We start from the raw sequence: 21,792 nt of genomic DNA on the forward strand, positions 1-21,792 counted from the left end.
CTTGCAATAATAATACCCGTTTTGTTTTTGGGTTGGACGCTTGGTTTCAATAACATGTCAACCGTTTTTGGCCCTCCAGTTGTATCTGGAGTTATAAAATACCGCATAGCTACCATTTTGGCTTCCGCATTTATTCTTTTGGGAGCATTATTAGGTGGAAATATGGGTGTTGGAACAGTTTCAACCATCACCCATCTTTCGGTGTTATCAGCTGTGAGTGCTTCTTTGAGCGCAGCGATCGTTACATTGATCATGACGTCATTTTCTATTCCAACTTCTATAACACAGGGAGTTATAGGTGCCGTTGTTGGAATAGGCATAGTTGAGGCTAATGTAAACTGGCTATTGGTTATAAAATTGATAATATTCTGGGCACTCACTCCCTTTGGCGCCATATTGCTTTCATTTTTGCTCTTTAAACTAATAGCCTCATTTTACCAGAATATGAAATCAGTGAGAAGGCGTGGCAGCTTCGTCAGGCTTTTATCCCTTTCTGCTGGAATTTATGCCGCGTATTCGCTTGGAGCAAACAACCTTGCGATTGTAAGCGGTCAATTTACAAGTAAGGGAATGTTGACCGTGCCACAGGCACTTATCTTCGGAGGGCTTGCGATGGCTCTTGGAACTTTCACAGCAAGCAAAAAAGTTATTTACGCCGTTGGAAAAGATATAACAAACTTAGATCCATTAGGCTCAGCTGTGGCACTTGTTGCAGAATCGACAGCCTTGCTTGGTTATTCTCTAATCGGAATTCCAACTTCAAGCGCTCAAGCCGTCGTGGGGGCAGTCATAGGCGTTGGACTTGTTAAGGGAACCAAGATGATAAATGGTAAAACACTGATAAAAGTAATTTCTGGTTGGACAATAACTCCCTTTGCAACTGGAGCTCTTGCTGTTATAATATACGAGATCTTGTTAAAAGTATGGAGGTGAGTTATGTCGTTACTCTTCGGTAAAAAAGAAAACGAAGTGTTGGATTTGTTCTTCAAGCACCTCCTGAAAGTAAAGGAGACATTGGAAGCCACCTACAAATTATTCGAAGTTTCTGCGGATGAAATAAGCGATGTGGCTTCAGAAGTTAGGCATTTAGAAACGGAAGCAGATTCAATTAGAAGGAATGCGGAAACTCTAATGTACAGTGGAGCTTTTCTAGCTCAATCGAGAGGAGATATGCTAGGTTTAATAGAAACAATAGATAAAATATCCAACAAGGCAGAATTCGTTTCCGATCTAATTTACCTACAAAATTTGGAAATTCCAGCGGAATTGATAGAAGATTACAAAAAAGAGTTCGAAATATCCATGAAAACATATGATGCTCTCCATAAAGCATGTGAAAATCTCTTTGAAGACATCGAAAAAACAAAAGAATTGGTTTTAGAAGTTGAAAAATTCGAAAATCAAGGAGATCACGTTGAAAGAGAATTGGTAAGAAAGATATTCGGTATGGACGTAGAATTGGCTTTTAAAATGCAATTGAGGGAATTGGCCTTCCAGGTTGGGGATATAGCAGATAGATCCGAAGACGCTTCCGATAGAATAGAAATAATACTTTTGAAAACGAGTGCGTGATAGCGTTTTATGTCCGATATAAAAGATATAGAAGAACTCTTAAAGACGATGAAATTTCTGCGTGCTCCAGGTGGATGCGAATGGGATGCGGCACAAACCCATGAAAGCCTAAAGCCTTACATGATAGAAGAGGCTTTTGAAGCTGTGGAAGCCATAGATTCAAAAGATCCTCAGAAATTGAAAGAAGAGCTTGGTGATGTTTTGCTTCAAGTGATATTCCATGCCATTATATCTGAAGAAGAAGGAGAATTCGATATCTACGATGTAGCTAAAACCTTGAACGAAAAGCTAATTCGAAGGCATCCCCATGTTTTTGGAAACGTGAAAGGTTATTCCTACGAAAGATGGGAAGAAATAAAGGCCTCCGAAAAGAAAGAAAAAAAGAAAAAGCTTGGAAATCTTAATCCCGCTTTACCAGGGCTTTCTATGGCAAGACGCATTCAAGAAAACGCGGCCGCTTACGGTTTTGATTGGAAAACCCCCGAACCTGTTTTCGATAAAGTAGAAGAAGAATTTCAAGAGCTCAAAGAAGCAAAAACGCGCGAAGAAGTGGAAGAAGAGCTTGGTGATTTGCTCTTTGCCGTGGTAAATCTTGCAAGACATTTGAACATCGATCCAGAAGTCGCGGTCAGAAAGGCAAATGAAAAGTTCATAGACAGGTTTGAAAAGATGTACGAACTTTCAGAAAAAGAAGGTGTTGATTTCAAATCTCAACCCGTTGAAATAATGGAAAAATTCTGGCAAAAAGCCAAAGGAGAGGAGTGAGTAATTTGAAAAAGTTTCTAATTCTTTCGTTTATTGTGAGTGTGTTTGTTGTGGCAATCTTTGCAACGTCTGCCACACCAACGACAGTGTCAACTAACGCGACCAATCAGATGGTTGCTTTGGTAAATGGTGAGCCAATATACGCTGAAACTTTGCAGATAGCGGCAAACGTTCCCGAAACGTTAAAAGCCATAGAAAAGGCAAACCCAAAGATGTATCAAGTAATGGTTTCATCCAAAGCGGGAGCAGAATTTCTCAAAGCTTACAACGAAACTGTGCTAAGAGATTTGATAGACAGCGTTCTTATGGAACAATTAGCAGAGAAAGATTACGGAATTAAGTTCACAGATGCACAGGCTCTTCAAAAGATAAAAGAACAGATAGATCAGATGCTTAAATCATACAACATAACCATGGATCAATTTTCACAATATTTGAAATCTCAAGGTTATGGAAGTGTTGAAAAGTTTGAAAAGAATTCTATATTCACAATGAAGTTTACCCTCACCGTTAACGCTTTGAAAAAAGTTGTGACGTCATCCGCCACGGTAAGCGAAAATGAAGTGAAACAATACTACAAGGCAAATTTGGATATGTTTAAAACTCCAAAGCAGATAAACGTTGAACACATAATGTTGAACTCTGAGGCCACGGCAAATAAGGTGCTAAATGAAATAAAATCAGGTGCGATCACATTTGAATCCGCGGCTTCAAAGTACTCTTTGGACGTTCAAACAAAAGACAAAAATGGAGATTTAGGATGGATACCCGAAACATCTCAAATGCCCTCATTTGAAGCACAACTTTTCAAAACCAAAATAGGTGGTATAGTGGGTCCGGTTAAGACATCGTACGGCTGGGAATTGTTCAAAGTTATAGGGAAAAAAGACGCTTCTGTGAAAAGTCTGGACGAAATGTCAAGTCAAATAAAAAACGAACTGCTTTCCCAAAAGCAGCAAAAAATATGGAATGATTGGATGAAAAATATTTTTGATAAATTCAAAAAAGAAAGCACTATAAAAATGTTTATTTAAAGAAAAAAGAAAGAAGTGAGAAAATGGCGGTTACAAAAGAAAAAATTATGGAAGCCCTAAGAGCCGTTATCGATCCGGAAATAGGGTTGGATGTTGTATCTCTTGGTTTAGTCTACGAAGTTAATATTTCAGAAGAAGGAGACGTAAAGATAAAAATGACAATGACGACTCCAGGATGTCCTCTCGTTGGAATGATAACAGAAGATGCGAAGAACATATTGGAAAATGTGGAAGGCGTGAAATCCGTGGATGTGGAACTGGTATGGGATCCACCGTGGACGCCCGACATGATAGAACCAGAGGTGAGGGCGCGTCTTGGCCTCTGAAAAATGGACTGTTAAAAGTGTTTTAGAATGGACCACAAAATATTTGAAAAAAGTTTCGCCATCTCCGCGTGTAGACGCGGAGATGCTTTTGAGTTACGCTACTTCGCAAAGTAGGTTATGGCTTTACACCCACTTTGACGAGTATTTAAACGACGATGCGCTAAAAAAATACAGAGAATTCATAAAAAAAAGATATGAAGGAGTTCCAGTTCATCATATCATCGGAAAAAAGTCGTTCATGGCTTTGGAATTTAAAATAAACGACAAAGTGTTGGTGCCACGTCCGGAAACTGAAGAATTAGTTGAAAGAGTTATCATAGATGCAAAAAGGCAAAAATGGTTAAAGATAGTTGAGATCGGTTGCGGAAGCGGTGTTATATCAGTTTCTATAGCAAAATACGTCCCTGATTGTGAAATATGGGCAATTGATGTGGACGAGAACGCCATAGCGCTTACCAAAGAAAACGCAAAAATTCATAATGTTTCTGAAAAAATACATATTGGCACTTACGGCATAGAGCCCTTATCTCCGGACATCGTCGTTTCCAATCCTCCGTATCTTACAAAAGAAGAATGGCAAGAACTGCCTGAACTTCACAAAGAACCTTACAACGCTTTAGTTGGAGGCGAAGATGGTAATGAACTTTACAAATTCATTCTTAAAAGGTATTTTCCAAAAATCTTCTACTTTGAAATAGCACATCCATTTAGAAAGAGCTTGAAAACTTTTTTTGAAAAGGAAGGCTTTTCGTACGAGATAATCAACGATATATCAGGAAGAAATAGAATAGCCGTGGTGAAAAAATATTAGTTACAATATTTTCAAACGATAAACGCCAAAAATTGAACTTTAGGGCAAAAAATAGATTCTTTCATTTAATTTGATTTTCATGCGATAAAACTGTTCACTTCTTAATGGATATTCGTGTATAATGAACTTAATTCAAGGATTGAATGAAAATTATAAACTTCATAAAAACGTAATATTATATTTATATCTTATCAAAGTTATTTTTCATTTTTTATCAATGGCAACTGCAAAAGTTTGCGAAGGGTGAAAGATATGGAATTGAAGAAATTTCTCGCTGCCAACATGGCCGAAGCCATGATAAAAGTAAAAAATGAATTGGGATCAGACGCGGTAATCCTCCAAACACGTCGCGTGCGCCGAGGCGGATTTTTGGGAATAGGTTCGAAAGTATTCGTTGAAGTGACCGCCTTTAGAGAAGATGATCAAAGTGATCACTTAAAAAAGAAAGAAAGCACGTATTTCAAAGAAAGTGAAAGTACCAGTGAATTGAAAAGTGAATTGAGTGAAATAAAGAGCACTCTGAAAATCATGAATCAACGTCTTTCTTCTGCAAAAATCAGTGGTAATTTTTCAGAACCCTTTGAAAGCATATACGTCAGATTGGTTGAAAAGGGAATGAAGAGCGAAGAAGCTTCAAAGATCGTTACAGAGCTTTCAAAAAATATGAGTACAGTTGAAGCTAAAAATAAGGAGAAACTTTCTGCGGCTCTAAGATCCCACTTTGAAAAAATGGTAAAAACAGAGAAAATAAAATTCTCAGCGCCAAAGAAGGCAATGCTCATAGGTCCAACAGGGGTGGGTAAGACAACCACGCTTGCAAAGATAGCGGCCATGATAAAAATGAAAGAAAGGCAACCTCTGACGATCGTCACTTTGGACACTTACAGGATAGCGGCAGCTCAACAGATGAAAACGTATGCGGACATAATGCATATACCTTTTAAAGTTATTTATACTCCAGATGAAGCTTTTGAACTTTCATCTAAAGTAAAAGACGAAGTGCTCTTGGTTGATACCGCTGGAAGAAGCCAAAAAGATGAAATGAAAATCACTGAGATATCCTCTTACGTTCAAAAGATAAAACCGGACATCGTTTTCCTTGTGGTGGATGCGACTAAAAAGCGAGAAGACATGGAAGACGTTCTAAGGCGCTTTTCGGTAGCCGCTCCAACACATTTCATACTTACCAAGGTAGATGAAACGTCTTCAATATTGGGGGCTGTTAAAGCTTTGGAAGAATTTTCTCTTCCCATATCCTTTGTTACCAATGGTCAAAACGTTCCAAATGATATAATCAACGCCGATGAGATAGACATACCTTCTTTGATGATTAAGGAGGTTTTAAAATGATAGAAGATCAAGCCGTTGCCTTAAGGAACAGCGTAGACACAGCCAAATTCGTTGTATTTGCCTCTGGAAAAGGAGGAGTAGGTAAATCTCTTGTAACACTAAATACGGCCGTTTCTCTTGCCAAAAGGGGTAAAAAAGTGCTCGTTATAGATATGGACGTCGGATTTGCGAATCTTGATGTTCTGGGCGGAATAAATGTAAAACACACGTTGAAAGATTTTTTTAATGAAGGTTTAAGCGTAAAAGATATTCTTGAAGAAACCGCGTATGGTTTTTCACTTTTAAGCAGTGGAAATGATGTGGAAGACATATATGCCTTTGAAATGGGAGAAATGGAAAGATTTTTTTCTGAATTTCAAATGCTTGGCAATGAAATGGATTACGTTCTCATAGACATGGGAGCGGGATATTCAGAAAAAATGGACAGCGCTTACATGGCTTCAGATGACTTTGTTTTGGTTTTAACTCCAGAACCAACAGCGATAATGGATGCTTACACTTTTTTGAAAATTTTATCTTTAAAAGGGCTAAAAAGTAAGTTGTATCTCATGGTCAACATGGCGAATTCGTTGAATGAGGGTAGGATGCTCGGAAAAAGATTTCAAGAGATAACGTCAAAATTCACAACGTTGAAATTCGAAAAATCTTACTCTATGCTTAACGATATACGAGTTAAAAAATCGGTTAGAGAACAAAAGCCCTTTGTGCTTTCTTACAAACACATTCAACCTACATTTGGCGTAATGGGGCTGGTTTCTGCTATAATGGAAAATCAACATGAAATGGTGAATAGAAAAGGTAGCTTTGTGGAAAAGATAAAAAAATTTTTCAGGTGGGGGAGATGAGCGTTGGCTTATTTCCTCGAGGAAGTCGATGTAAGCAAATTAAAACCCGGTTTACCTTTAAGAATAGAGGCAAGTTCCATCACGGGCTTTACGGGAGGCGTGTTCAAATCTACCGTTCAGGATGTTGAAAACGATATCGTGAAAGCGGCAATGCCTTCTTTGAAGGGAAGGTTTGTCCCATTCCCAAAAGGTTTGACGGCTCGTCTCTCGGTGGTGGACAAGATGTCTCTGTACGTTTTTTACGGAGTAGTTTTGGAAAACAAAGAAGAAGATAATCTTCCTCTGACTTTGTTTAGAATACAGGGAAAAATAAGAAGGGTTCAGAGGAGAAGATTTTTAAGAATAAAATTCATAGCAAATGGAACTTTGATAACACCGGAGAATGAAAGTGTAACTTTTATGAGCTTTGACGTAAGTGCCGGGGGAATGAAGATAGGGACAACTAAAGAACTCACCGTCGGAACAATAGTCAAAATTAACTTTCAATTCGAAGAAGATCTATTTTTAGCAAATCAAGAGGCAAAAATTGTGAGGAAAATAGAAAATGAAAATCGTACAAATGGGATCTTTTATTACGGTTTGGAATTTTTTAATATGCCTTTATCAACACAAGATAAGATAATGAGGTTTATATTCAAACTCGAGCTGAAATCGAAAGGAGGAAATGAAGAGTGAAATGGAGAGATAAACTAAGTGATATGCAACTTGACGTTTTACAAGAAATAGGAAATATAGGGGCAGGAAATGCAGCAACGTCTCTTTCAAATATGATAGGAAAAACCGTGGACATAGAAGTTCCGCATGCGCAAATCGTGGATCTATCGGATTTGTACAAGGTTCTTGACCAGCCGGAGGAAATAACCGCAGCCACAGTTGTTGGTATAAAAGGAGACGCACCCGGAAAAATGTTGATGATATTTCCATCTCAGGCTGCCAAAAAACTCATATCTTTTCTAATTGGTCAGGAACCAGAAGATCTGACGAGTTTGGATGAAATGGGGCAATCTGTTTTAAAAGAGATAGGAAATATCATGTGCTCTTCGTACATAATAGCACTTTCTAATTTCACGTCTCTTTTCTTGGAAAGTGATGTTCCCATGTTGGTAGTGGACATGTTGGGAGCGATAATCGCAGAAACATCAATTCAAGCCGCGGAAGAGTACGATGATGTTATAATGGTGGAAAATCTTTTAAACATTTCAGAAGAAGGGGACGTTAAAGGCTTTTTGATGCTATTTCCAGAAGGGGAAAGTCTCGATAAAATCTTCTCAAAACTTGGCATTCAGTGAGGTAAAAAAGTATGGCAGGAAAGATAATAATAGGTATAGGCGAATACGCTGTTGCAAGTAATCCCGCTATTCTCGTAACTCTAGGATTAGGTTCATGTGTGGGTGTATGCATAAGGGACAAGAAAAAACGTGTAGGTGGAATGATACATGTCATGCTTCCGGAAACAAATGCAACCACTGGAAAATTGAGTAAGTACGCAAAACCGGGAATAGAAATAATGGTTAATGAGATACTCAAAAAAGGCGCAAATCTGCGAGATTTAGAAGCGAAAATAGCCGGCGGAGCGGCTATGTTTCAAAGTAAAGGTTTCGATATTGGAAAGAGAAACGTTGAAAAGGTAAAAGAGGTTCTACTTTCTTTGAAAATTCCACTAGTCGCTGAAGACACTGGACAAAATAGGGCAAGAAGCATAGAGTTTCACCTTGACACAGGAGAGCTATTTATCAAGAAAGTTGGTGGAAAAGAAAAGATTGAACTCTCCAAAATATAAGGCATGGACCTACCTATTTTTATTGTTTGAATTCTTATTTCTTCTTCTGAATGTCCATGCAGGTTGGGATATCGTTGATTCTTTGATAAGGGCAACTGTTTCTGCGAGTTTGATAGAGTTTTTGCTCTATTTGGTTTACGCCATTTTTACATCTGGAAAGAAAGAAAAGGGAAGGTATTTTGATAAAAGAGATTCAAAACGGTAAAGAGTAAAAAAGGTGATATCGCTGAAAAGTTACGTGGATAAAGAATGGGCAGTAAAGAAATTTACACCTTTAATAAGAAAGCTCGCTTACGACCTGGCAAAATCCTTACCTCCTTCCGTTGAAATTGAAGATCTAATTCAAGAAGGAGTGGTAGGTCTTTTAGGGGCCTTGGAAAGGTTTGATCCATCACGTCATGTGAAACTTTCAACTTACGTGGTAACGAGAATTCGTGGTGCAATGTTAGACTATCTCAGATCGATAGATTGGATGCCCCGAACACTCAGAAAAAAGCTAAAAGCTGTGGAACAGGCAAGAATGAAATTCATGAATGAAGATCCAGAAACGATAAACTTCAAAATCGCCGAGGAACTTGGGATAGACGAAAAAGAAGTGGGAATAATTGAACGTGAAATAGCCAGAAATCAAATTCTTTCACTAGATAGATACCTTCTTTCAAACGAAGAAATAGGAGATTTGATACCCTCTCAGGATAAAACCCCAGAAGAACTTTACGAAGACGAAGAAATGGTAATAAAACTAAAAGACGCTATAGACAGTCTAACAGAAAGAGAGAAATTGTTACTTTCGTTGTATTATTACGACGACTTAACTTTCAAAGAAATAGCTCAAATTTTGGAAATAAGCGAGTCGAGAGTGTGTCAAATACATTCTGTGGCTCTTTCGAAGATAAGGGAAAAATTTAAGGGGATGAGGTGATGTTAAGACCAATAGATTTACAAGTTGTAATAGTAAAAAGTGTTGACAGCGCACAAAACGTTGAATACTCCCAACAAATGATGAGTTCCGCTCAACAAATAACAACATTTGAACAGGAAAAACAAAACACGCTTAACAGAAGCAGGGTTATCTCCAAAGATAGAACTCAAAATCCTAACGTTGGCACTTCCACCGATTCTAATGAAAACGGCAAGTCGTTTTACTCGTTTAAAAGACGCAAAAAAGAGAGTGAAAACTCAGATCCTTATCGCGGAAAGGTTATAGATATTCGACTATGAATCTTGAAGAGGTAAAAAAAAGTATCCCCACTCTAAATATGAACTTAAAAGCGAATAGAATAAATGTCTATCCAGCGTCAGATGACGTGTTAGTAGGGATTGCGTTTTCGCTTTTAAGTGAGAATTTAAAGCCATTGATCGTTGTACCAGATATGAGACTTGCATCAAAGTTCGCGAATTTAATCAAAGAAACGGGCTTTGAATGTGAAATATTAGGAGATCATGACACTCTTCCTTTCGAATCTTTGGAACCATCAAAGCAAAGCATCTCGAACAGAATAAAAGCTTTAACGAGTATAGTCAGAAAGAAAACGGCTGTCATTGCAGATGTAATGGCTGCGTTAAAAAGAAGCGCCCCACCTTCATTCTTCACAAATGCCATGCTCCTTCGTAAAGGCGGAAAATTAAAAGAGAACTTCGTAAAATGGCTCATTCAACGGGGCTATAGGCGTGTAATGACAGTTAGAAGTGTCGGAGAATTTGCAATAAGAGGAGACATAATAGACATATTTTCACCTATTTCTACCGCCGTGAGGGTGGAAACATTCGACGATGAAATCGAATCCATTCGCATTTTCAACGCAGATACTCAGTTAAGCGAAAGAAAAGTTGAAAGTGTGGAAATTTTCCCGTTTCTTGAATTTGTAGTCAACGATGAATCTTTAAAGTTAGCGCATGAAAGGTTAAAAGAATCAAATCACCTCGAATTCACGGAAAATTCTTTTGAAACCCTTCAAGGAATGGGTGGACTTTTCTGGAAGAATTCTTACTCCGCTATCGATATGCTTGATAAAGATGAATATCTTGTGGTGTTTGAACCCCAAACATGCAGGAAAAGATATGAAGAATACGAAGAAGAAATTGTAGAGTTGTACGGAAAAAGCTTTGAAGAACTGTACAAAAAATTTTCGTACGCTTTCTTCGAAAATTTGAAACATCCCAAGGAAATCTCAATCTCCAAAAATCCAATAAAAGCTCCATTTGATGACGTAATAAAGATCACTAAAAGTCCAAAATTCTCTTATACCATGCCAAGACAACAATCCAATGACCAAGCAGAAAATATTCAAAGTTCTGGATTTTCAGATATAAAAGAGGGCGATCTAGTAGTACACTCAGAACATGGAATAGGTATTTACGAGGGAACTCAAATTATAAAAGATGTAGACGGGGAACATGAATACATAAAAATAAAGTATAAAAACAACGCCATCCTTTACGTTCCAGTGGAAAAATTCACACTTGTTAACAAGTACGTTGGTTCAAACGAAAAAGCGGTTTTGTCAGATATTAACGGCAGAGAATGGAAAAAGACAAAAGAAAAGATCAAAGCCAATATTGAAGAAGAAGTACGTTCCATGATGGAATTATACGCTGAGAGAGAAGAAAGTGTAGGATACGCATTTGAACCGGACACGGAACTTGAAAGGGCTTTTGCAAAAGGTTTTGAACACATGGAAACTCCAGATCAATCAAAGGCAATAGAAGAAGTTTTATCGGACATGGAATCGATCAAGCCAATGGACAGGTTAGTATGTGGAGATACGGGATTTGGAAAAACTGAAGTGGCCCTACGGGCAGCCTTTCGCGCAGTGGTCAATGGAAAACAGGTAGTTTTGCTCGCACCAACCACCATTTTAGCACGGCAGCACTACAACCTCTTTTCTTCAAGAATGGACTCTTTTGGGATAAAAGTTTCTTTACTTACGTCTCAAATCTCTTTGAAAGAACGTCGAGAGCTCTTTGAAGCTATATCAAATGGGAAAATAGATGTCGTTATTGGAACCCATTCGTTGCTAAATCAAAAATTAAGATTTAACGATTTGGGTCTTGTTATTATAGACGAAGAACAACGTTTTGGTACAAAACAAAAGGACTTTCTGAAAAAGATTAAGGTTAACGTAGACGTTTTAACACTTGCAGCCACCCCTATTCCACGAACGCTGCACATGGCACTTTCCGGTATCAAAAAAATGTCCGTCATTCAAACGCCGCCAATTGGAAGAGTAACTCCTAAAATATACGTTGCAAAGTGGAATGAGAAAATAATCCAAAGCGCTATTTTAAGAGAAATCAACAGGGGAGGTCAAGTTTTTTACGTTCACAACCGTGTTGCAGATTTGAATGTTGTCACAGATAAATTAAAGAATATATTACCTTCTTTAAAAGTGGCGTGCGTTCACGGGAGAATGCAAAAAAAAGATTTCTTAAAAACGATAGACGATTTTTACACCGGAAAAGTAGACGTTCTTGTAGCCACAAGTGTTGTTGAGAATGGCGTTGATGTTCCAAATGCGAATACTTTGATAGTAGACGATGTAGAAAGATATGGTTTGAGCCAGCTTTATCAATTGAAAGGCAGAGTTGGAAGATCGAATAAGCGGGCGTTTATTTATTTAACGTACTTTAAAGAGCCTTCTAATGAAGTTATGGAAAGGCTAAGAGCGCTGACCAAATTTTCAGAGCCTGGTAGTGCGATGGAATTGGCGTTGAGAGATATGGAATTAAGAGGCGTTGGGGAAGTATTTGGTTTCAAGCAACACGGATATATAGATTCCATAGGTCTTTATATGTACAAAGAAATTCTTCATCAGGTAATATCCAGAGTTAAAAAAGGAGAAAAAACGTTTGAAAATAAGAAAATAGAAGTGGAATTGCCATCAGCGGTGTTGCCAAAATCTTACATTCCCGATTCGATAGAAAGAATGAAAATGTACAGAAGATTGGCATCGGCTGGAAATGTTGAAGAAGTTGACAGCTTAAAAGAAGAAATGAGAGATAGATTTGGTGCTATTCCCACACAAGTTACGAGACTTTTGCAACATGCCAAAATCAGGGTGCTTGCCGCTCAAAGTGGTGTGGAAAGCATAAAAGCAAAGCATCAAGACGTGGAAATGATCTTTGAAAGCATAGAGGCTTTGACGAATTTTAAAAGATTTTACAAAGAAGGCTTAACAAATCCATCTAAAAATGTTATGATCTTGCGCGATGTAATACATAATGGAGATTTACGATCGTTGTTGGAAATACTTTTGAATTACAAAAAATATATGGCAATCATAAAGGAAGGAGTGTCTTAAAAAATATGTGGATGCAGAAAATGAAAAAACATGCTCTTCTCATCGTATGGATAATCGTTATCACCTTTGTTGCCGGTATTGCCGGTTGGTCCATAGCGGCTTACATGGGAGGTTCTAGAGCTCAAAACAAAGCTTATAAGCCTTCTCCAAGTCAGGCTGTTGCCATCTTAACCAAAGATGGCACACCACTGTCGTACAAATATTGGATTATGCCAAATGACCTACAAAACTACGTTCAGAGCTTGATTTCAAATTATAAAACTTACTACGGCAAGGAGCCAGATTCGCTTTTTGAACTCCCAAAAATGCAGGTGGATGCTATAAAACAACTTGCAGACCAAAAAGTGGTTAATTACTTTGCAAATACGAATAACATAAGTGTTGAAAACAGTGAAGTTAACTCGCAATTGGCGGCTTTAGTTAAACAATACACTTCCAATCCTCAAACGAAATCTTACATCATCAACAAGTATGGTTCTATAAAGAACTTTGAAAATGCGATTAAGCCTAATGTCCGTCAAAATCTCATTACGCAGAAAGTTATAAATTTGGTTGCAAATGTGACTGAAAATGATGTAAAGAAATACTACGAAGAACACAAAAAGGAGATAGAAAATCAATACGACGAGGTTAAAGCTTCACACATTTTGGTTTCCAGTGAAGCAACGGCAGACAAAATATTGAAGATGATAAAGGATAAGAAGATAACTTTCTACAATGCTGCCAAAAAATATTCCAAAGACACTGGCAGCGCTACAAATGGAGGAGAACTGGGCTGGTTTACAAGAACTCAAATGGTTAAGCCTTTTGCAGAGGCGGCTTTCAATGCAAAAGTTGGAGAAATCGTTGGGCCGGTTCAGTCTCAATATGGATGGCATCTTATAGATGTTGAAGGCAAGAAACTTTACAATAATTTTAACGCCGTGAAAAGTGCAACTCCCATTTACAACACTTTACTAAATGAAGTTAAGAATCAAAAATTCTACGCCTGGTTAAAAAAATATAAAAAAGATGAACACATCTCTTACAAAATAGAAGGAGATGTTTTACCGTACGTCGAAAAATTCTATTCTATTCCAGCAACAGATACGGCAAGAATAAAGAGATTCATCGATGAAATGAGCGCTTACGTCTATCCAACAAAAAATGCAACTGTTAACCTTTCAATAGATCCGAGATTGTTGGCGCTTTACGAAACCGCTCTTGAAACGTACAAAAGTGATCTACAATCCCAGAACACAGATCTTGAAAGCTATTACGTGAATTCTCCAAGCACTTCCTCAACTTACGTCAATCTAAGCTCGAATGAACTGGAAAGCAAGTTGAGAGAAGTGAGCAAAGAGATGGACAAAGCGACGGGAACAGCTTTTTCCAAACTCTTTAACGAAAAATTGGATCTTCAAAGGGCGCTTAACTTCGTTATGGCAAAAGAAAAATTAGAAAAAGAAGGATACAAAACACAGGAACAAATTCAACAAGCGTATCAAAAGTATCAAGCAAATTTAAAAGACATTTCAAACAAGATAAAAGAGGTGCTTGAAGCGCTTTACAAGGTAGCGCCTTATTCTGCGGATGTGGTTACAAAACTTTACAAGGTGGATCCTTCAAACAAGAAAGTTGCGTTGCAATACTTCCAGAATCAGTACAAGTTACTGGAACCCATGATTTCGAATAAAGAAACGTTTAAGATGTATTCATCCCAATTGACACCGTATTTGGCTTACGTAAAAAGCGGCCTTGAAAGCATAGAATACACGTCCAATTCCACAACCATAAAACAAGGTGCATTGGTTACCCTGATAAGCATGAGCGAAAAGATGAAAAACTACACGGATGAGTTGAAGTACCTCAAACAACTCAAAAAAGTGAATCCAAAGTACCCGGGTATAAACGACGTTATAAAACAAATAGAAGGCCTGATTTCGAAAAGCTCCACTCCGACATCCACGGGAACAAGCTTACAGTCAACGCCGGCTTTGAATATTCCACTTCCCACAAACAAGTAATATTTTCATTTTAAATTTTAGAAAGCTCTCCTTTTAAGGAGAGCTTTCTAATTGTTGTAAACAGAGCCCATATTATGCGGAACTTACAAAAGGCAATTTTTGAAGTAAATTCAGAGCAAATCTGTACTTCTTACGTGTTAGAATCTCTAATAAAAGCTGTACAAAGGGATTTCATACCAAATACCAATTTTTCCGCATTAGCGCACATCAAGTGATGAAAAAGGGAATGGAGCTGTAAGCCGGATTCTGTCTTGAATGGTCATCTATCTAGGGAATGCGTTACCACATTCCTCAAGCGACCTACCAGAGAGTTGGCGGGCCACCTTCCTCTCGATTTGGTCTTGCTTCGGGTGGGGGTTACCAGGCCAAACGGTTTCCCGTTTGCCGGTGAGCTCTTACCTCGCCTTTCCATCCTTGCCCTACGGGCGGTTTTCGTTTCTATGGCCCTTTCCAAGGATCACTCCTTCCGGGCGTTACCCGGCACCCTGCCCTGTGAAGTCCGGACTTTCCTCGGCAATAATGCGCACTGCCGCGACCATTCGCCCCATTCCCTTTGAAAAAATCTATGATTTGAAAAATGGATGATCCTTCAATTTTTTCATAAATTCAAAATCGTTATGAAAAATGGTTAAAGGTGTGACGGATACGTACCCATTTTCCACTGCATAATAATCGGCATCTTTCCCCGGATCGTCCTCTATTATCTCTCCCAACATCCAATAGTAGGTGTTACCAAACGGATCTTTGCGCGCTTCAAAGAAATCTTGAAATCGCCTTTTTGATTGTCTCGTAAGTTTATAACCTTTTATCTCGTCATAAGAAATAGCTGGAACGTTCACATTTAGAGAAGAAAATTCCGGAAAATCCTTCAAATTCATGTTTTTAACAAGCGTTACCGCCGCTTTTGCCGCCGAAATGAAATTTGGATTTGAATTCGAACAACTTGAAATCGCAATCGATGGTACACCCATCATCGCACCTTCCAGGGCACCTGAAACCGTTCCTGAGTACATTACATCCGTTCCCAAATTCGCTCCTTTGTTCACTCCGCTAAGAACAAGATCGATTTTTTTGTCTTTGGATATGGCTTGTATTCCCAATTTAACGCAATCGGCTGGTGTTCCATTCACGGCATAGCCAAAAAATTTTTCTCCAAATTTCACTTCTTTTGCCCACAAAGGATTTCTTATCGTTATGGCATGACCCGTTGCGCTTCTTTCCACATCCGGAGCGACAACCAAAACATTTGCTATTTTTGACACTTCTTTAGCCAGTATTTCTATTCCTTCAGACATTATACCATCATCATTTGTGATAAGAATGTTCATACTCCACCTCCATTAAGAAATAATTCTTGGCTCAACCTGAGCAACAAGGTATTTCAAAAAGTGTCTTTCGTAATGTCCACACATAGCGTGAAAATTTACTTTTTATAAAAGCGAGATCAATAATTTTACAACAAATCCCCGCCTTTTGTAAAGGCGGGGATTCAACTCTTTTGGCGCGCCTGGCAGGATTCGAACCCGCAACCCTCGGATCCGAAGTCCGATGCTCTATCCAGTTGAGCCACAGGCGCATTTGGGGTGGCTGGCGGGGCTTGAACCCGCAACATTCGGATCCACAGTCCGACGCTCTACCAATTGAGCTACAGCCACCACGCTTGTGATAAAAAAGTGGCGCGCCCGGCAGGACTCGAACCTGCAGCCTACGGATTAGAAGTCCGTTGCTCTATCCAGTTGAGCTACGGGCGCGTACATGTTGAATTATATCAATAAATTGCATCGTTGTCAACTTCATTTGAAAAGCAATTTGATGGGGCTTTTGTTGATGATATAATGAAACACACTTTAAGTGTCAAATTTGGAATGTAATAAATGAAAATCATTGAAAGGAGAAAGAAATGTTTAGACGACGAAGGATAATTTATATATTTTTGTTTTTCACATTGATTTTTACACTTTCAGGCTGCATACTCCAAGCGCCACAAAAACCGCTTTACGTGAGTCCTTCCAACGGGCAAACGAATATGCCAACAAATCTTATTTTGCAATGGAAATCCTCAGGTAGCGATGTGACGTACGATGTGTACCTTGGAACCTCTTCGAATCCTACATTATTTAAATCTGGATTAAAACAAACAAATTATCCACTTCAAAATCTGTACTATTCAACAACCTATTACTGGAAAATCGTTGCAAAAAATTCTTTCGGCTCGACATCAGGACCAGTATGGTCATTCACAACAAGACCAATTCCTACGCCCAACGTCCCCTCTAATCCGGTACCTTTTAATGGCCAAACGGATGTTTCGACAAGAATAACGTTAAAATGGCAAGACAACGATCCGAATGGATTGAAATTAACGTACGATGTGTACTTTGGAACGTCAAAAAATCCCCAATTGAAAGTGTCAGGCTTAACTTCCGCGAGTTATACCTTAGAAGGGCTGTCTTACTTCACGAAATACTATTGGAAAGTAGTAGCAAAAAACGATATTGGAGGGACAAAGTCAAGCAATATCTGGAATTTTACAACAATGCGCAGACCAACGTACACGGTATCTGGGTACGTCAGAGACACATCTGAAAATCCAGTAAACGATGTAACCATATCGTTCAGTGGAGGGTACTCACCTGTGATAACAAACTCAAATGGTTACTGGTCGAAAGATGGATTAAGTGGAAGTGTGGCTATAATTCCTTCAAAGAGCGAATGGACGTTTACACCCCCAAGCACAACCGTAACAGGCGCAAGAAATGATGTGAACTTCATTGGAACTCCTCCAACTCCAGCAACGTACACGGTATCCGGGTACGTCAAAGACACATCTGGCAAACCGGTAAATGGCGTAACTATATCATTCAGTGAAGGATACTCATCTGTGACAACAAACTCAAATGGTTATTGGTTAAAAAACGGCTTAAGTGGAAGTGTGGTTGTAACTCCTTCAAAGAGCGGATGGACATTTACGCCTGCAAGCACAACTGTAACAGGCGCAAGAAATGATGTGAGCTTCATTGGAACTCCTCCACTTCCGATAACTTACAGTGTATCCGGATACGTAAGAGATAATTCTGGAAATGGACTATCAGGTGTAACCATCTCATTCACCAATGGATATACATCCGTTACAACGAATTCGAATGGTTATTGGTCAAAAGATGGGCTCAACGGCAACGTGACCGTTACACCATACCTAAGTGGATACACCTTTGTTCCTTCTAGCAGAAATGTCTCAGGACCTACCAACAACGTGAACTTTACTGGAACGGAAAATGTGAGCGGTTCAATGAGTATAGAAAATGTGTGGATCTTGTCCACCAATGGCACGCCAACATCCGGACAAGTCTACTCGTCACCGGCAATATCTCCAAATGGAATCGTTTTCATAGGAAGTCAACAAGGCCTTTTTTTCAAATTCTCATCAAACGCGTACAATTACTTTAAAAGCCATTCACCAATGTGGAGTGCTCCAGTTATCGATCAAGACAATAACGCCGTCTTTGTTGGAAACAACGGAGGACAACTCATTTACTCTTATTCACCTTTTGATAACGCGTACACGGTTAACATATCTACTTATGCCATAATTTCAGCGCCATTGGTTTATGGCGGAAATGTCTACGTTGTAGATCACATTGGAAATGTTTACAAAATGACAGAAAGTTCGATGAGCCCACAAAAAATTGGCAATGTAGGAGGTTACAGTGGTTATATATGGTCAAGTCCGGTAACGAATGGAATAGATCTATTTATTGGTTCAGACAATGGAACGTTTTACGCTGTTAATTTAGAAAACGGAGATGTTGATTGGTCTCGTCTACTCGGAGGTCCAATATACGGTTCAGCTGCTTTGGATTCAAGTGGAAATGTTTACGTTTGTGGAACAAAGTTGTGGTCTTTCACACCAAACGGGAATTTAAGGTGGCAACCGGTAACTTTGGATGGATCTCGTGGAACTAAAATTTACACCAATCCGGTTATCTCCCCAAATGGTGTTATTTATGTGGGAACGTCAGACGGAATTTTCTACTCCATTGACTCCAAAACAGGAAAAATTTTATGGTCGGAAGATCTTTCAACCCCTATGGGTGGGATTTCAAGCTCTGCCGTTATAGGAGATAACGGGGTTATATATGTAGCGTCTGGAAATATTCTTTACGCTTTGGCTCCGGGAGACGGAAAGATATTAAGTTTTGTTAAGTTGGGATACAACGTGGAATCCAATCCCGTTTTGTATGACGGCTACATCTACGTTGGTTGTGACGATGGAAAACTGTATAAAATTAAAGCCCTGAGTTCAACGACGGCATCTGAAGAATGGCCAATGTTTATGAGTGATCGCTATCATAACGGAAGTGCGAGGTGAAGGTATGAAAAATATGAATAAGGGTGTAAAGATCATCCTCATTTTGATTTTATTAACATTTGTTTTTGTACTTTCGGGATGCGCATTGACTCCCAAAAAGTCAAGTTCCACAGCTCAAGCATTGCCAGCAATGGGATTAAAAGCCATACCGAAGACGTTTTTGAACAGGTGGTTTGAAAAAGTTCAAAAGACCAATCAAAGTACCAACGTAAAAGTTAAAAGACCAGTTGGACTCATAGGAACAAAAAATGACATATTCTCAACCCAGCAAGTGCTCACATCACCTCTTTTTTCAAATTTGCCATCGAATTTCGATTTAAGAAACGTAAATGGAGTTTCATACGTCACTCCCGTTAAAAATCAATGGTACAATGGGACGTGTTGGGCGTTTTCCACTGTAGGATCCCTTGAAAGTGCAATGCTTGTCCAGCTTGGACCTTCAGAAATTCAGAACCGGTATCCCTTTATTTCCAATCCGAATGTTCCGGATTTATCAGAACAATTCGTTGCGTATAACAATTACGACTGGCACATAAGTTGGAGCGGAGAAGAACCTCAAAGCATTTCATACCAAGAGACAAACGCTGACAACGGTGGAAATCAATTCTTCTCATTTTATGATATCGTAAGACGTGGCGTGCCTTTAGAAAGCGATTTCCCTTATAAATATTACACAACGTACCCTGAAAGTTACCCATGGATCGTATGGAATCCAACAAATACAGATTGGACACAACATTTAGTTAAACCGTCATACACAATTGTGATTCCATCGGCAACTAATTTCAGTAACTATACCGATTACATAAACACGATAAAAGGTGCTTTGGAAAAATACGGAGCCCTCTCCGTAAGCATAGAGGTTTACTCCAATTTTAACGTTCAAAATGGTCAATCATCTCAAGGTTGGGTTTATTCTGGTCCAACGTCTGATTCCATTGATAGAGGAGGACACGCAGTTTTGCTGATAGGATGGAATGATGATTGGACGTACAATGGAGTTGATTACGGACCAGTTTGGATTCTTAAAAATTCTTGGGGAACAGAGTGGGGTGATCAAGGTTATTGGAGGCAACCAATGCTAACGTCAGATGAATTCAATTCAAATTCAATTCCAAAATGGAAGATAGAAAACAATTACATGTGGGTGCCATGCTTTGAAAAGTAGAGATGGCCATTCTGACTTACAAAGTGAAACTTACCCATGAGTGTCGTACCCTCTGAAAATCGATTTTGTGTAGCACTAAGGGATAATGCGATTTAAATGATTTAAAAATGAACATGGAGGATGATAAACATGAAACTCATTGAATTTTTTGGCCCTTCCAACTCCGGAAAAACGCTCGCAATGATGGAGATCGTCAAAAGGCTAAAAAAGCAAGGTTATTCGGTGGCCACGGTAAAGAGCACACCTCATCACCTTGATTACGAAAAAGATTCAAAGGACAGCATGAAGTACGTGAAGGCGGGTTCTAATTTATCAGTTGCCATGGGAAACGAAGAAACGGTTTTCCATCTTCCGAGGAGAATGAAGCTTTACGAAATATTGGATCATGTAGACTACGATTTTTTGTTGGTGGAAGGCCAAACTGGATTTCCAATGCCAAAAATCCTGTTTTTAAACAAATCGGAAGGTATAGAACGACTCGACGATTTAACAATCGCAGTTGTTGGAGAAATTGAAAATTTAGAAAACGAAGACGTTCAAATCATACATCCAGGAGACTACGCAACTCTGTACAACACCGTTCTTTTAAGTGCATTGCCACCTCTTCCCGGAGATGATTGTGGCCATTGTGGAAGTGATTGTACAACGATGATGATAGGCATAATAAAAGGTGAAAAGACGTATAAAAATTGCGTAAAACTTTCAAATAAATCAGTAAGTGTTGAATTAGACGGGAAAAAGGTTCCAATTTTGCCATTTATCTCTTCAATAGTAAGAGATGTTAACGTTGGAATTCTGAAAAATTTAAAGGGAATGAACAAGCAAGGCCACGTTAAAATAGAATTCGATCTCAGGAATTAAACGGAAAGTAAAATGAAGATAACTCTTTCCATATTAACCGGTGGAAAATCTAGAAGGTTTGGTGTGAGCAAATGCACTTACAAAGTGAACGAAAAAAGCATGGTAGAAATGATTGTAGAGGCTATTTCTCATTTATTCGACGAAGTGATAATAGTAGGATCAGACTTGAAAGAGAACAACATCAGATCCTTTGATGATATTCATAGAAACAAAGGACCAGTGGCCGGTCTGGAAAGCTCTCTGATTCACGCAAGGAATGAATACGTCTTTTTAACCGCATGCGATATGCCATTGATTTCAGAGAAAGTTGTGAATCGAATGATTGAAAGGATAAATGATCAAAATGTACTGTGTCCATTTATCAATGAAAAATACCAAACGACGCATGCGATTTATTCGAAAAACATTTTGCCTTTGATTGAGAAAGAATTAGAAAGAACTAAATCTACCCTCACGCATGTGGTTTTAACGGCTTCGAAAGTTGAAATTTTAAAAGAAGATTTTTTTCACGAATTAAAGGGCTACGAAGAAAGCTTTATGAATTTCAATTCCATTCAAGAATTAAAAAATTTAGAAGAGCGCTTTTTTCGCTCTTAAAATCTTC

Annotated in this window: 21 protein-coding genes, 3 tRNA genes and 1 other RNA gene; 20 read left to right on the top strand and 5 right to left on the bottom strand. The window is 38.7% G+C overall.

All coding sequences use genetic code 11. The annotated features are described in order from the left end of the window. Positions 1-54 precede the first annotated feature (54 nt). The 16 genes from ACXJIN_RS04400 (at position 55) to ACXJIN_RS04475 (ending at position 14,790) form a co-directional block, all read left to right on the top strand. On the top strand, positions 55-933 hold the full coding sequence (locus tag ACXJIN_RS04400) for an inorganic phosphate transporter (RefSeq protein WP_456399791.1): 879 nt from the start codon (positions 55-57) through the stop codon (positions 931-933). Between the two features lie 3 nt (positions 934-936). Next, positions 937-1,572, top strand: a complete 636-nt coding sequence (locus ACXJIN_RS04405) for a TIGR00153 family protein (RefSeq protein WP_456399792.1) — start codon at positions 937-939, stop codon at positions 1,570-1,572. Positions 1,573-1,581: 9 nt separating this feature from the next. Then, positions 1,582-2,337: a nucleoside triphosphate pyrophosphohydrolase gene (gene mazG / locus ACXJIN_RS04410; RefSeq protein ID WP_456399793.1), complete on the top strand. Its 756-nt coding sequence runs from the start codon at positions 1,582-1,584 to the stop codon at positions 2,335-2,337. A 5-nt stretch (positions 2,338-2,342) separates the two neighbouring features. Beyond that, complete coding sequence (locus tag ACXJIN_RS04415; RefSeq protein WP_456399794.1) at positions 2,343-3,371, top strand: peptidylprolyl isomerase; 1,029 nt, start codon at positions 2,343-2,345, stop codon at positions 3,369-3,371. Positions 3,372-3,394: 23 nt separating this feature from the next. Beyond that, a complete protein-coding gene (locus ACXJIN_RS04420; RefSeq protein ID WP_456399795.1) occupies positions 3,395-3,697 on the top strand; it encodes a metal-sulfur cluster assembly factor in 303 nt (100 codons plus the stop codon). Beyond that, positions 3,687-4,508, top strand: coding sequence for a peptide chain release factor N(5)-glutamine methyltransferase (gene prmC / locus ACXJIN_RS04425; protein WP_456399796.1), 822 nt, complete (start codon positions 3,687-3,689; stop codon positions 4,506-4,508). Before ACXJIN_RS04420 ends, prmC begins: the two co-directional genes overlap by 11 nt. 252 nt (positions 4,509-4,760) lie before the next feature. Continuing rightward, positions 4,761-5,858: a flagellar biosynthesis GTPase FlhF gene (gene flhF, locus ACXJIN_RS04430; RefSeq protein ID WP_456399797.1), complete on the top strand. Its 1,098-nt coding sequence runs from the start codon at positions 4,761-4,763 to the stop codon at positions 5,856-5,858. Further along, complete coding sequence (locus tag ACXJIN_RS04435; protein WP_456399798.1) at positions 5,855-6,703, top strand: AAA family ATPase; 849 nt, start codon at positions 5,855-5,857, stop codon at positions 6,701-6,703. The genes flhF and ACXJIN_RS04435 overlap by 4 nt, the downstream gene beginning before the upstream one ends. 3 nt (positions 6,704-6,706) lie before the next feature. Beyond that, on the top strand, positions 6,707-7,378 hold the full coding sequence (locus ACXJIN_RS04440; protein WP_456399799.1) for a flagellar brake protein: 672 nt from the start codon (positions 6,707-6,709) through the stop codon (positions 7,376-7,378). Continuing rightward, positions 7,375-7,992: a CheY-P phosphatase CheC gene (cheC, locus tag ACXJIN_RS04445; RefSeq protein ID WP_456399800.1), complete on the top strand. Its 618-nt coding sequence runs from the start codon at positions 7,375-7,377 to the stop codon at positions 7,990-7,992. Before ACXJIN_RS04440 ends, cheC begins: the two co-directional genes overlap by 4 nt. 11 nt (positions 7,993-8,003) lie before the next feature. After that, positions 8,004-8,483 (top strand): chemoreceptor glutamine deamidase/glutamate methylesterase CheD, encoded by a 480-nt coding sequence (gene cheD / locus ACXJIN_RS04450; protein ID WP_456399802.1) that lies wholly within the window; start codon positions 8,004-8,006, stop codon positions 8,481-8,483. A 22-nt stretch (positions 8,484-8,505) separates the two neighbouring features. After that, positions 8,506-8,688 (top strand): hypothetical protein, encoded by a 183-nt coding sequence (locus tag ACXJIN_RS04455; protein ID WP_456399803.1) that lies wholly within the window; start codon positions 8,506-8,508, stop codon positions 8,686-8,688. Between the two features lie 12 nt (positions 8,689-8,700). Then, complete coding sequence (locus ACXJIN_RS04460) at positions 8,701-9,405, top strand: FliA/WhiG family RNA polymerase sigma factor (protein WP_456399804.1); 705 nt, start codon at positions 8,701-8,703, stop codon at positions 9,403-9,405. Further along, positions 9,405-9,704, top strand: a complete 300-nt coding sequence (locus tag ACXJIN_RS04465) for a hypothetical protein (RefSeq protein WP_456399805.1) — start codon at positions 9,405-9,407, stop codon at positions 9,702-9,704. The genes ACXJIN_RS04460 and ACXJIN_RS04465 overlap by 1 nt, the downstream gene beginning before the upstream one ends. Then, positions 9,701-12,784 (top strand): transcription-repair coupling factor, encoded by a 3,084-nt coding sequence (gene mfd, locus ACXJIN_RS04470; protein ID WP_456399806.1) that lies wholly within the window; start codon positions 9,701-9,703, stop codon positions 12,782-12,784. The genes ACXJIN_RS04465 and mfd overlap by 4 nt, the downstream gene beginning before the upstream one ends. Before the next feature lie 20 nt (positions 12,785-12,804). Then, positions 12,805-14,790 (top strand): peptidylprolyl isomerase, encoded by a 1,986-nt coding sequence (locus tag ACXJIN_RS04475; RefSeq protein ID WP_456399807.1) that lies wholly within the window; start codon positions 12,805-12,807, stop codon positions 14,788-14,790. Between the two features lie 219 nt (positions 14,791-15,009). Here ACXJIN_RS04475 and rnpB read toward each other — a convergent pair. The 5 genes from rnpB to ACXJIN_RS04500 all read right to left on the bottom strand — a co-directional run bounded on the left by rnpB (position 15,010) and on the right by ACXJIN_RS04500 (position 16,541). Continuing rightward, an RNA gene (gene rnpB, locus ACXJIN_RS04480) (RNase P RNA component class A) lies at positions 15,010-15,341 on the bottom strand. A 12-nt stretch (positions 15,342-15,353) separates the two neighbouring features. Continuing rightward, a complete protein-coding gene (surE, locus tag ACXJIN_RS04485) occupies positions 15,354-16,118 on the bottom strand; it encodes a 5'/3'-nucleotidase SurE (RefSeq protein WP_456399809.1) in 765 nt (254 codons plus the stop codon). Positions 16,119-16,289: 171 nt separating this feature from the next. Further along, positions 16,290-16,366: transfer RNA gene (locus ACXJIN_RS04490), tRNA-Arg, on the bottom strand. A gap of 3 nt (positions 16,367-16,369) precedes the next feature. Beyond that, a tRNA-His gene (locus ACXJIN_RS04495) sits at positions 16,370-16,445 on the bottom strand. Positions 16,446-16,464: 19 nt separating this feature from the next. Further along, a tRNA-Arg gene (locus tag ACXJIN_RS04500) sits at positions 16,465-16,541 on the bottom strand. A 149-nt stretch (positions 16,542-16,690) separates the two neighbouring features. On the opposite strand from ACXJIN_RS04500, the gene ACXJIN_RS04505 reads away from it, so the two are divergent. From ACXJIN_RS04505 to mobA, 4 genes are all read left to right on the top strand, one after another. After that, positions 16,691-19,159: an outer membrane protein assembly factor BamB family protein gene (locus ACXJIN_RS04505; protein WP_456399811.1), complete on the top strand. Its 2,469-nt coding sequence runs from the start codon at positions 16,691-16,693 to the stop codon at positions 19,157-19,159. A gap of 4 nt (positions 19,160-19,163) precedes the next feature. Next, positions 19,164-20,327 (top strand): C1 family peptidase, encoded by a 1,164-nt coding sequence (locus ACXJIN_RS04510; protein WP_456399812.1) that lies wholly within the window; start codon positions 19,164-19,166, stop codon positions 20,325-20,327. 129 nt (positions 20,328-20,456) lie between these two features. Continuing rightward, a complete protein-coding gene (mobB, locus tag ACXJIN_RS04515; protein ID WP_456399814.1) occupies positions 20,457-21,188 on the top strand; it encodes a molybdopterin-guanine dinucleotide biosynthesis protein B in 732 nt (243 codons plus the stop codon). Between the two features lie 12 nt (positions 21,189-21,200). Then, positions 21,201-21,785, top strand: coding sequence for a molybdenum cofactor guanylyltransferase (mobA, locus tag ACXJIN_RS04520; RefSeq protein WP_456399816.1), 585 nt, complete (start codon positions 21,201-21,203; stop codon positions 21,783-21,785). Positions 21,786-21,792: the final 7 nt, after the last annotated feature.

It is taken from the genome of Mesoaciditoga sp., from assembly GCF_054006115.1.